This is a genomic window from Mucilaginibacter sp. (assembly GCF_965200995.1).
Lineage (GTDB): Bacteria > Bacteroidota > Bacteroidia > Sphingobacteriales > Sphingobacteriaceae > Mucilaginibacter.
Genome location: NZ_OZ241743.1, coordinates 284577 through 296087 on the forward strand (window position 1 = coordinate 284577; position 11511 = coordinate 296087).

The 11511-nt window shown below is 46.9% G+C and carries 10 protein-coding genes; 2 read left to right on the top strand and 8 right to left on the bottom strand.

What is annotated here, in order from left to right; all coding sequences use genetic code 11:
- Window positions 1-225 precede the first annotated feature (225 nt).
- The 4 genes from ACY652_RS01445 to ACY652_RS01460 form a co-directional block, all read right to left on the bottom strand.
- Window positions 226-810: an LOG family protein gene (locus ACY652_RS01445; protein WP_462266143.1), complete on the bottom strand. Its 585-nt coding sequence runs from the start codon at window positions 808-810 to the stop codon at window positions 226-228.
- A gap of 179 nt (window positions 811-989) precedes the next feature.
- Window positions 990-2459 carry an IMP dehydrogenase gene (gene guaB / locus ACY652_RS01450; protein ID WP_462266144.1) on the bottom strand — a complete coding sequence of 490 codons (1470 nt, stop codon included), beginning with the start codon at window positions 2457-2459 and terminating at the stop codon, window positions 990-992.
- 129 nt (window positions 2460-2588) lie between these two features.
- Window positions 2589-3131, bottom strand: coding sequence for a 16S rRNA (guanine(966)-N(2))-methyltransferase RsmD (gene rsmD / locus ACY652_RS01455; RefSeq protein WP_462266145.1), 543 nt, complete (start codon window positions 3129-3131; stop codon window positions 2589-2591).
- The gene (locus ACY652_RS01460; RefSeq protein WP_462266146.1) at window positions 3107-3919 is read right to left on the bottom strand and encodes a DUF3822 family protein; all 813 of its coding nucleotides are present in this window, start codon (window positions 3917-3919) and stop codon (window positions 3107-3109) included. The genes rsmD and ACY652_RS01460 overlap by 25 nt, the downstream gene beginning before the upstream one ends.
- Window positions 3920-3984: 65 nt before the next feature.
- On the opposite strand from ACY652_RS01460, the gene ACY652_RS01465 reads away from it, so the two are divergent.
- Window positions 3985-5430: an ATP-dependent DNA helicase gene (locus ACY652_RS01465; RefSeq protein ID WP_462266147.1), complete on the top strand. Its 1446-nt coding sequence runs from the start codon at window positions 3985-3987 to the stop codon at window positions 5428-5430.
- Window positions 5431-5560: 130 nt separating this feature from the next.
- Here the strand turns inward: ACY652_RS01465 and ACY652_RS01470 are convergent, their stop codons facing one another.
- A complete protein-coding gene (locus tag ACY652_RS01470) occupies window positions 5561-5881 on the bottom strand; it encodes a hypothetical protein (protein ID WP_462266148.1) in 321 nt (106 codons plus the stop codon).
- A gap of 563 nt (window positions 5882-6444) precedes the next feature.
- Window positions 6445-7548 carry an acyltransferase family protein gene (locus ACY652_RS01475; protein ID WP_462266149.1) on the bottom strand — a complete coding sequence of 368 codons (1104 nt, stop codon included), beginning with the start codon at window positions 7546-7548 and terminating at the stop codon, window positions 6445-6447.
- A 244-nt stretch (window positions 7549-7792) separates the two neighbouring features.
- Between ACY652_RS01475 and ACY652_RS01480 the strand changes: the two genes are divergently transcribed.
- Window positions 7793-8275, top strand: a complete 483-nt coding sequence (locus ACY652_RS01480; RefSeq protein WP_462266150.1) for an ankyrin repeat domain-containing protein — start codon at window positions 7793-7795, stop codon at window positions 8273-8275.
- A 100-nt stretch (window positions 8276-8375) separates the two neighbouring features.
- On the opposite strand, the gene ACY652_RS01485 is transcribed toward ACY652_RS01480, so the two are convergent.
- Together ACY652_RS01485 and ACY652_RS01490 are read right to left on the bottom strand one after the other, a co-directional pair.
- Entirely contained in the window at window positions 8376-9893 is a 1518-nt protein-coding gene (locus tag ACY652_RS01485; protein ID WP_462266151.1) for an FG-GAP-like repeat-containing protein, read from the bottom strand.
- A gap of 59 nt (window positions 9894-9952) precedes the next feature.
- On the bottom strand, window positions 9953-11506 hold the full coding sequence (locus tag ACY652_RS01490; protein ID WP_462266152.1) for an FG-GAP repeat domain-containing protein: 1554 nt from the start codon (window positions 11504-11506) through the stop codon (window positions 9953-9955).
- Window positions 11507-11511: the final 5 nt, after the last annotated feature.

Sequence of the window (11511 nt, forward strand, 5' to 3'; positions counted from 1 at the left end):
CAGTTATTATGTTGTGATTGTATTTCAAAGATACATAACCAATAGTTAAAATAGGTCATAAGATTATCATCTATCTCCTTTAACGGACAATAAATGTATAAAAAAGCTTAAAATAGACTAAAAACGTCCTGTTAAGCGTACAATACAGAAAGATAATTATTTACTAATCAGATTATGCTGGTAATTGGCGCCGCACTTAATGGTTGATGAAAAATGCTCGGGTGGTTAAATCAGGTTTCTGTCCCTGAACCAAACTTCATCAGTTACCGGTTTAAAATTATCCATTAAATTTACCAGCTCTATTGCATCTGCTGCTGAAAGCACCAGTTTACGATTGGCAGGCTTCAGAAACTGCTGCTCTACCATTACATCCATTTGCTTCAGCAGTAAATCATAAAAACCGTTTACATTTAAAATACCAATTGGCTTTTGATGCAGGCCCAACTGCAGCCAGGTTAATACTTCAAAAAATTCTTCGAGGGTGCCAAAACCGCCCGGCAGCATGATAATGGCATCACTCAGGTCGCTCATCAGCTGCTTGCGCTGGTGCATGGTTTCAACAATGTGCATTTCGGTAAGCCCGGTATGGCCTACTTCCTTATCCACCAAAAACTGCGGAATTACGCCTATAGCTTTACCGCCGCGTTGTAGCACCTCGTCGGCAATAAGTCCCATTACCCCTACTTTGCCGCCGCCAAACACTAAGGTAATATTACGGCTCACCATTAGTTCGGCCAGTTGCGCTATGGCTTGTTTCAGCATTGGGTCGCCATTAAAATTGGCGCCGCAGAAGATACAGATAGCGTTCATGATTGGGTGATCAATAAGGTTGATTACTGTTCGGATTTGTGTGTTTTCATTTCTGGAATAGTCATTTCGACCGCAGGGAGAAATCTTCTGCCGCGGACCAGTCACCTTGAAGAAGACTTCTCCCTGCGGTCGAAATGACTCCTATTTTAGAGTTCATACTGACCCCTATCAACTAAAAATCACCTCGTATAATTCGGTGATTCCTTGGTGATGGTTATATCATGCGGGTGCGACTCGCGCATACCTGCAGCGGTGATACGCACAAACTTTGCCTGCTGTAAATCAGCAATGTTTGCGGCTCCGCAATAATGCATTCCGGCGCGTAAACCGCCTATATACTGATAAATGATTTCTGCCAGCGTTCCCTTGTAAGGTACACGCCCAACAATCCCTTCGGGTACTAATTTTGTAACCACATCTGTTTCGTCCTGAAAATAGCGGTCTTTAGATCCCTTCTCCATTGCATCAACAGAGCCCATACCACGGTAAGATTTAAACTTACGCCCTTCGTATATAATGGTTTCCCCCGGCGATTCTTCTACCCCGGCAAACAGCGAACCGGCCATAATAGCGCTTGCACCTGCTGCAATGGCTTTAACAATATCACCGGTTTGCTTAATACCGCCATCTGCAATAACCGGAATCCCGGTGCCCTCTAAAGCTTTGGCACATTCATAAACTGCATACAGCTGCGGCACCCCTACGCCGGCCACAATACGGGTTGTGCATATAGAGCCCGGGCCAATACCTACCTTCACGGCATCAGCCCCGGCAGCAGCTAAAGCTCTGGCCGCCTCACCGGTAGCAATGTTACCTGCTATTACCTGCAGTTCGGGATACAATTGCTTAACCGCCTTTACCATATCAATAACACCTTTCGAATGGCCATGAGCCGTATCAACGGTAATTACGTCCACCCCGGCTGCAACAAGTGCTTTAACGCGCTCCAGGTTGTCGGCCGCTACGCCTACTGCAGCTCCAACACGTAAACGGCCATGCTCATCCTTGCAGGCGGCAGGATAGTTTTTAAACTTCTGAATATCCTTAAACGTAATCAGCCCCACCAGCTTTTGATTATCGTCTACAATCGGCAGCTTTTCTATCTTGTGATTTTGCAGGATCTCTTCTGCCTGAAATAACGTTGTTCCTGCGGGCGCTGTAATCAGGTTGGCACTGGTCATCACTTCACGTACCGGCTTATCCATTTGTTTCTGAAAGCGCAGATCGCGGTTGGTGATGATGCCCTTCAGCATAAAATCGCCATCTATCACCGGGATACCGCCAATCTTAAACTCACGCATTATCTTTACGGCATCGGCTACGGTAGCGCCCTCATGCAAGGTTACCGGATCCTGTATCATACCGCTTTCTGAGCGTTTTACCTTGCGCACCTCGTCGGCCTGCGCCTGTATGCTCATATTTTTATGCAGCATACCCAAACCGCCGGCCTGTGCAATGGCAATAGCCAGCTGCGCTTCGGTCACGGTATCCATAGCGGCCGAAATTACAGGTACATTCAGCTGAATTTTTTTAGTAAGAAACGAGCGGGTATCCACTTCGCGCGGTAAAACTTCTGAGTAGGCCGGGATGAGGAGGACATCATCGTAGGTTAAACCTTCGGCAACAAATTTAGAGGAGTCGGGCTGCATGGCAAATAATTTTGTGTTTGATTACTTGCCGGGCAAAGATAGTAAATACATGCTATAAGTACAAGCCCCTTAGCCCTAAAGGGAAACATAAGTTGATTATAACTTTTACCCTGTATATTACCTCCCCTTTCAGCAGGCCGGGTGGCGGAAAAAAGAAAATGAAGAATGCCCGTATTTCCGCTGCTCCACAAATGCCGGGTGATTGCTCAGGTTCTGCATAGACTGGTGTTCTACAATCAATACCCCCTCAGGCTTCAGTAAGCCTTTCTCAAATATCACTTTGGGCAAGTCAGGAATACGGCTTAAATCGTAGGGCGGGTCGGCGAAAATCAAATCGTAGGTATCGGTTTCCATTTGCAGGTACTTGAATACATCCGCCTTAAACGTAGTTATCTGCGTTAACCCATGCTGTCGCGCGGTATCCTTTACATAATTTACACACTGCATACTGCGGTCAACCGCGGTAACCGCTGCCGCTCCGCGTGAAGCAAACTCCAGCGCCAGGTTGCCGGTACCGCAAAACAGGTCCAGTACCCTGATACCCTCCAGTTCGGCCTGATTTTGCAGGATATTAAATAAGGCCTCCTTTGCCAGATCGGTAGTGGGGCGCACCGGTAAGTTCCGGGGCGGATTAAGCCGCAAGCCCTTTAAGCTTCCGCCAATGATGCGCATAGGGTAAGGGCGCTAAGCGCCAGTATCTGGTGTGAGGGTATTTCTTCGGGCAGATCAACCAGTTGCAGGGTAGTTACTTCGGCGCCCTTAAAAAACTCGGCCAGGCGGCTGATGCAGTGATCGGCAGGCTGTACATTACCGCTTATTTTAACATAGGTATTGGTTAAGTTAAGTTCCAGCTGCTGTGCGGCAAGCAGTGCATAGTATACCATCTCATCGCTGTTACGAAAGGTAAAATGGTTGTAGAAGCGTACACTGCCCTCGTTCAGGTACAATACATCCAGCTGCTGCCGGTTTACATTAAGGTATAAGTTTTGAGCTGAGGGCTGCACATTATTCTTTACGGCATTTACCCAGCATTTTGCAGCAAACACGGCTTGTAATTCCAGATTATATTTTTGTAAACCAGCTAACTGTGCCTGCGGTACAGCAAATACCACCTCGTTGTGCTCGTCAAAGCTGCCGGAAAACACCTTGTCTGCAGCTTCAATATCCAGCAAACGGGCAATAACGGGCGTTTGGTTGGGCACCGTAACGGCTTTGGGCCACAGGGTAAATTTAGCGGTTTGTAAACCGGTTACTACCTGTGCGTAGCGGGCACTCAGTAAGGCACCCACTTCCTCATCGTTCAGCAATTCATCCAAAGGGCAATTATCCATCCAGGCCATTACTTTACGGTTACTGATTACCGCAGCCGAAAAGTGATCAGGTGCAACCAGCAGCAGCAGCGTGGCATTGCTGCTGTCAAACTTATCTGTGCTAAAGTAATTGTATAAAGTATTGCTCATGTTGATGAACAAAAATAGGGTTTTAAAATTACTTTAAATATATTCCTATTTTTCAACTTTGCAGCATGCCCGCTACCGAAACCATTAGTAAATCTTTTAAGCACCAGCCCACCCCTCAGCAAGCCGACTTGTTTGAAAAGCTGCACCAGTTCTTTTACACCAACAACGGGTACGAGTGCTTTGTACTAAAGGGCTATGCCGGTACCGGTAAAACCACCATACTGAGCGCTTTGGTAAAGGCGCTGCGCTCCTACAACCTCAAATCGGTATTGCTGGCGCCTACCGGCCGGGCAGCCAAGGTAATTACTAATTACTCGGGCCGTAAGGCGTTCACCATACACAAGCGCATCTATCGCAAAAAGTCGGCGTTAAATATTGATGAGTCTTTTATGCTGGCCGCCAATAATGCCGAAAATACGCTGTTTATTGTGGATGAAGCTTCGATGATTACCGATGAGCTGAGCGGTAACAACAACGAAACCCTGCTGAAAGACCTTATCGACTACGTTTACAATTTTAAAAACTGCAAGCTGATGATGGTGGGCGATACGGCACAGCTGCCGCCTGTAGGCTCGGAGTACAGCCCGGCGCTGGATGTGGAGGTGCTGAAAGAACAGTTCGGGCTGGACATCTATTCCTACGAACTTACCGATGTGTTGCGCCAGCAGCGCGATTCGGGCATTTTGTATAATGTAACCCAGATACGTAATATTATACGTGCAGAAGAACCGCATTTGCCCAAGATTGTAACCAAGGGCTATAAGGATGTGTTCCGTATGAGCGGCGAACGGCTGGAGGAAGGGCTGAACTATGCCTACCGCAAGTACGGCCACGAGAGTGCCCTGGTGATTTGCCGGTCTAACAAAAACGCCAACCTGTATAACCAGCAGATACGCAACCGCATATTGTTCAGGGAGGAGGAACTAACCGGGGGCGACCAGATTATGGTGGTACGCAACAACTACTTCTGGCTGCAGGACCGCGAGGAGGATAGTACCGGCTTCATTGCCAACGGCGATATTGCCCGTATTAAAAAAGTGCGCCGCACCGAAGAACTGTACGGCTTCAGGTTTGCCGATGTGCAGCTGGAGTTTATTGATTACAGCGAAGACCCGGTGCTGGAATGCAAGGTATTGCTGGATTCACTTTATGCCGACTCGCCCGCCCTGCCCCCTACCGAGCAGAAGCGGTTTTACCTGGAAGTGATGAAGGATTATGAGCACATCCCCAGCCGGCGCGACCGGCTGAAGGAACTGAAGCTGAACCCCTATTATAATGCACTGCAAATTAAATTTGCCTACGCCATCACCTGCCATAAAGCGCAGGGCGGCCAGTGGCCCGCCGTATTTGTAGACCAGGGCTACGTAACCGACGAAATGGTGAACACCGACTTTTTACGCTGGTTTTACACCGCCTGCACCCGCGCCACGCAGGAACTGTTTTTGGTAAACTTTAATGAGCAGTTTTATGCCCCCCTGCCCCCTGAAGCGGGAGATGACCAGCAGGAATGAAAAAACAGGTGTAATTGTATCATTCCGTAAAAACAGGCTAACCGGTTAGCCTGCTACCATTATCAAGACTTGCGGGAAGGCAAAACAAAGCATAATAATAACGGGGACAGCGTTTGTGCCTGACCCGGTATTATAAAACTGCAATTGTTGTTAGTACGGTGATGATAACAATAAACAGTGAACCAAAAATCGCAAAGTCCAAAGCAAAGGTGTAGCTGTACAATTTTCTGATTGTATAGCCGGAATTGCGGTATTGCAGATAAGACTGAGGAGAGTAGTAACGCTGGTAACCAACTGTAGCGGCGTAACCTAACGCCTTGATAAAAAAACTGCCCAAAGTATAGTCGGGGCCGTTAACAATCAAAAAATAAATAGCGCCAATGGAGAACAGCACATTCCATAGCATAACCGGTTTATAAAATTGAATTACAGTTTTGCGCAAACTTTGCATAGATGAAGATTTAAAGATCAGAAGTGCTAAAGCTACAAAAATGAGCTATAAACAGCTGTTGGCAGCAGTCGTTATTTAAAACAACCCGGAGCATCATCCATGTAAAGCAGCGCAGGCTGTGAAAGCGATACCTACTTTTTGCCTGTGGCTGTTGTTATTAACGTAGGTGTTCAGCAGCACTCAAACTGCATGAAAGTTCACAACTAAAAGCTCTAAAAAGTGTAAACCCTGCCTTTTTACAAAACATTAATTTTCAACACTTTAAGTGCTATTTTTTTTGAAAAGTGTAAACTTTGGGTTTACACTTTTCGGAGTGGATATCGGAGGTACATCACCTCTGCCCGCAGGGCGCAGAGATCGGTTTAAGATGATGTAAATGCAGTCAAAAAGCCTTTCAAACACTTATCGCGTTATTACCGCACTGTATGCTGTAATCTGCACTTGATAAATATTTGCCCGGCGTTAATACATTGCTGCTAAAACAGCGGCACGGTGATCATATCAACCACTGGCCGAAAAGTGCAGCTAAGGGAAATGTCAGGATTGAATCTTTACTCCCGGCATCATCCCCACTTTTTTCTTAACCATTTACGCACCGGCTCATCATACCATTTTAAGCTTACATAAGCCAACACCACAGCGCCGGTTAAAACGAGTAAGGCATTCGGCCAGGCTTGCACAATTGTGGTTCCCTTGTGATTACTGACCCAGGCCACGTAAAAGTAGACAATCGGGTAATGCACCAGATACAGCGGGTAAGAAATATCCCCCAGGAATTTGCAGACCTTGTTCTCGAAACGCACAGGCACCCCGCCGCTTGCCCCCAGGTATACTATGAGCGGGAAGATAATAATGATACAAAATGCCTCGTACAGGCCGTTCATCCACAGATGCGCAGCCCCGCCTATGCGTGGCATATATAATACCGCAGCCAGCAACAGGCTGCACCATAAAAAGGCATGTTTGATGCGGGTGGGTTTAGCTACACGTGCCAGCAGTAAGCCGGCAAAGAAAGGGTACATCGTCCGGGTGATGCCGATGCGTACCTGCTCCACGTTAAGCGTCCAGCCGCCGCTCACGTCCCCGTTGGAGATGGCCAGGTGCGCAAGGGCTATGGCAGCAAGGCCAACCAGCAGGGCTAACGCTGTTTTTGAGAACTTTCTGATCCAAACCGCGTAGAGTATATTGGCTACATATTCAAAAAATAATGACCAGCCTACACTGTTAAGCGGATGCATTTCCTGCCATCCGCGTATATCCAGCGATAGCGGCACCGGCAGTATGGTATAACCGATAAGCAAAACCAGCAGCATCTTCCAGAGCGGTATGGTATGAATAAGCGGCCAAAGGGTAGAATCGGTAAAGTAAAAACCAATGGCCCCCAGGGTCATTCCCAAAATTACCATAGGCTGCAGGCGTTCAATGCGGCGTTTGAAAAAGTTGCCAACAGTCATTTTATGCCAGCGGTCGTCATAGGCATAGCCGATCACGAACCCGGAAAGCAGGAAAAAGAAGTCGACCGCCAGGTAACCATGATTCACCAGGATATCTAAATGACCGGTTGCCAGTGGTTCGGTAAGGTGAAACGTAACCACAATGATGGCTGCAACGCCACGAAGGCCATCCAGAACAGGATAATGTGGCTTGGTATTGAGTTGATGAATCATTTTCGATAGAAAACAAAGGTATACTTTAGCATATTGGCATTTGGTTGGTATTGGTAAACGTACCTTTATTAACACAAAACAGCCCGTTGCAAAACGGGCTGTTAATGTACAAATAATCAACCAGGAATATAACTTCCGCTAAGCTGTGCTTCGTTTATGCATGCTCACCAGGTAACCGGCTATGTGCTATCATTAATAACTATACCTCAAACCTTTTGGTAACCGATGGGGTATCTTTATCATTATGGAAACTAATACATCAACTGAAATTTTTGATTACGCACGCCTTAATAATACAGAAGGTTTAACAGCTATATTAAAGCATACCAGCCCCGATGTTACGGATGCCCGAGGTTCAACGCCGTTAATTATTGCAGCCTATCATAATCATTCGGAGGCGGTTAAGATTTTATTACAACACAACGCGCAAACAGATTTGCAGGATGGCATGGGCAACACCGCGTTAATGGGCGTTTGCTTTAAAGGCTATACAGAGGTAGGACGCATCTTATTGGAGCACAAGGCCGACCCAAATGCATTAAACGGAAATAATGCCACAGCACTATCCTTTGCGGCCACATTCGGCCATAATGAGTTAATTAAAACATTGCTGGAATACGGCGCAGACCGTAACATCCGCGACCGTTTTGGCAAAACGCCTGCCGACTATGCCGGTGTACAGGGCAATGAGGAAGGCTTTTTTCTGCTTACCGGCAGAAGAGAATAAGCGATAAAGGAAAAAAACACATACACCATTAAGTTGCCATTGATAGAAACGGCAACTTAATGGTGTTATCGCTACAGGTGTGCCTGGTATCAGCTCACTCCTACTTTCGCTGCAATACAATTATGGGTTCATGCTGATCCCATTGGGGTGTAAATCCCTTCTGGTTCAGCAATCCGCGCTGACCGATTGAAAAGTTACCCAAAATAATCTCAGGCAGCCCGTCGCGGTTAAGATCACCGGCCTCCATAGTAATCCACCGGCCATATTTATTTACCGGTAACTGGTGCGGTAAAAAACGCCCTGGCCGGGTTTGCTCAAAATAAGTAAACCCTTCGGCCGGATGATATTTAAAGTCGGTAAAGAACGCAATGGTAGCAATATCCACATCGCCATCGCCGTCATAATCTGCCGCTATGGCTTTAGTGCTGCCATCAATACGATAAAAATATTGTTGCTTAAATTTCCAGCCACCCTGGTTGATAAATATATAAATGCCATGATAAGGCTTTAGTACAGGAGAATAATCGCTGTTATCACCCGCAGTATATATTATGTCGAGCCTGCCATCCCGGTTCATATCCACCAGCTGAAAACTGCTGGAACCGTATATAGGCGGAAAGCGCAGTAAATACCTGGTATCAAAGCCGCCTTTATGGTTATTTAAAAACAGCACCACACTTTCATCAGCCTGTGCAAAAAGCGTCATTACATCGGGCCAGCCATCGTGGTTAAAATCTCCGGTTACACTTTGGGTTGCGCCGGGCTTAGGCCATATGATGGTTTTCTTAAAATGATGACCAGGTTGCTGCTGCACCAAATATAACCCGCCATTGTCGTGCCCGAAACCGCAGGTTATATAATCCGGCAAGCCATCCTTATTGAAATCAGCAGTAACTGTTTGTACGGGGCGGGGCAGGCTATCGGTTAGTATTGCAGGCTTGCTATCAGGGCTAAGAGCCGCCTGTAATACCTGTCCGTTCAGTACATCAACCGGCATCATGGAGCCAATACAGGTAAGCACAGCTTCATTGTTTCCGGTAAATTTCATGTCTGTTACAGGCGAAGCAAAATGGTTGATTAACTGCGGCCTTAGTTGGCTGCTCCATCTATACAAGGCATTGCCGGCATCCGCCGTATATAATTGCTGATCGGCCGGGTTAACCGTAATCATGGTAGTCATGGCTGGTGCTTGCAGGTTATAACCCTGAGGCTGCCTTACCGAAAAACCGGCCCAGTCCTGCAAAGGCTCAAATTTGCGCTTGGGTATAACCAGGCTGTCTGGCGATTGCGATTGATACCAGTTTACAATTTCCATCCATTGGGCAGTACCCAGGCTGGAATGGGTATCGGCATAATACTGCCCCATATAATTTTGGATGCCCAGGTTTTTGGCCATTGCCGGCAATATGCCCTGCTCCCAGCTTTTTTTGTTAGCCAGGCCCGGCTCAGGGTAACGGTGGCAATTGGAACAGTACTGCTGCGCCAAACGCTTACCTTCGGCCAGGTGCTCTTGGGGTGTAACAGGGGCTTGTGCCTGTTGGCGGCAACTGTATACGGCTGTAAGTGAGAATAGCACCGCAAATACAATATTGCGGATATGGGCTTGATGAAGTTTCAATAGCGGTAATATAATGCTGATACCGGCTGCCTTAAGCAATTACCGGCACAAGCCTTTTGTTATTTAATATGGTTTTCAAGCACCACAAGCGGATATTTCTCACTCCAGTTGGGCGTAAAATCTGGCTGAAATAAAAAGCCGCGTGCATAGTTACCTAATACAATATCCGGCTTTCCATCATTATTTACATCGCCTACATCCATACTCATCCAGTGGCCATATTTACTTACCGGCAGCACATGCGGCTTGAAGCTGAGCTGTTTATCCTGCTCAAAGTAAATAGTTTGCTCATTGGGGTTACTTTTCATGTCTGCAAAGAAAGCCGAAGTAACAATATCCAAATCGCCATCACCATCAAAATCTACAGCAATGGCTTTGGTACAACCATCAACCGGATAAAAATATCGTTGCTTTAATTTCCAGTTGCCTTGGTTAAGAAAAATATACAGCCCGTGGTAAGGCTTCAGGATGCGTGAATCGCGAAAATTATAACCGGCGGTATAAATCAAATCAAGTTTACCATCATGGTTCATGTCAGCCAGTTGAAAGCTGCTTGAGCCATAAACCGGCGGTACACGCAGCAGTTGCCTGGTGCTGAAACCACCCTTATGGTTGTTGGTGAACAGAAACAATCCTTCATTATTTACGCCAAACAAAGCCATAATGTCCGGCCAGCCGTCATTATTATAATCGGCAATAGTGGCCTGTACAGCACCGGCCTTTGTGGTAAGCTGTACCTTTTCAAACTGCTGATTCTTATTCTGCTTTAACCAGAACAGGCCGCCGGTAGTACCGCCCTGCCCGCAAACCACGTAATCCTGCAAACCGTCCTTGTTTAAATCGCCACCTGCAGTAAAAACAGGCCGGGGCAAATCAGTAGCTATTACCCGTTCCCCTACCAGGGATGCCGCACTTAAATTAGATTTTATTAACCGCCCGTTAGGATAGTCTGCCGGCTCGATAACGCCTACGGCAGGTATTACTGCATCCTGAGCCGAGGTGAACAGCGCATGCAATGCCGTTGAGGGCAAAACAGCTACCTTGCGCGGCTGCAACTTATTATTCCATTCCAGCAGCTGGCGGGTTTGCAAATCGCTGCTGTAAACTTTGTGTGTATATGGATTAACCACCGTCATGGTAGTGTAGGGCACACTATCGGCAGGCGCAGGTAATTTCGTTGTAAATAAAACGCCGTCTTTTAGCAACGGCACCGGTACTTTTGCCTTGGGCAGGCTGTCGGGCGCAAGAGCCGTGTAGTAACTAACCAGTTTGTTCCAGTCGACAAGAGAAACGCCCTGTGCCGCCGTATCCGGTTTAAAATAACCGCCTGCATAACTGGCCAGATGCAGGTATTTAGCCATATCAGGCATAATATGGTATTGCCATACATCTTTGGTTAGCGCATTTACCGGCACCAGCTGATGGCAGCCGGTGCAATAACGCTGTGCCAGCATAGCGCCGTCCTTTTTAAAATCGCCGGTGTAGGTAAGCGGTTCGCTGCTATCATCAGTTTCAGCGGGGCGGTTACAACTGCTGCTGATTACAGTGAAGGCTGTACCTAAGCCAATAAAAAATGCAAGTAGTAAACGTAATGTACCTGTGTTAAATTTCATGTTTA

Bases quoted from the DNA above. Each gene is read 5' to 3' on its own strand.
- ACY652_RS01445 (WP_462266143.1), bottom strand. From the start codon at position 810: ATGAACGCTATCTGTATCTTCTGCGGCGCCAATTTTAATGGCGACCCA.
- guaB (WP_462266144.1), bottom strand. From the start codon at position 2,459: ATGCAGCCCGACTCCTCTAAATTTGTTGCCGAAGGTTTAACCTACGAT.
- rsmD (WP_462266145.1), bottom strand. From the start codon at position 3,131: ATGCGCATCATTGGCGGAAGCTTAAAGGGCTTGCGGCTTAATCCGCCC.
- ACY652_RS01460 (WP_462266146.1), bottom strand. From the start codon at position 3,919: ATGAGCAATACTTTATACAATTACTTTAGCACAGATAAGTTTGACAGC.
- ACY652_RS01465 (WP_462266147.1), top strand. From the start codon at position 3,985: ATGCCCGCTACCGAAACCATTAGTAAATCTTTTAAGCACCAGCCCACC.
- ACY652_RS01470 (WP_462266148.1), bottom strand. From the start codon at position 5,881: ATGCAAAGTTTGCGCAAAACTGTAATTCAATTTTATAAACCGGTTATG.
- ACY652_RS01475 (WP_462266149.1), bottom strand. From the start codon at position 7,548: ATGATTCATCAACTCAATACCAAGCCACATTATCCTGTTCTGGATGGC.
- ACY652_RS01480 (WP_462266150.1), top strand. From the start codon at position 7,793: ATGGAAACTAATACATCAACTGAAATTTTTGATTACGCACGCCTTAAT.
- ACY652_RS01490 (WP_462266152.1), bottom strand. From the start codon at position 11,506: ATGAAATTTAACACAGGTACATTACGTTTACTACTTGCATTTTTTATT.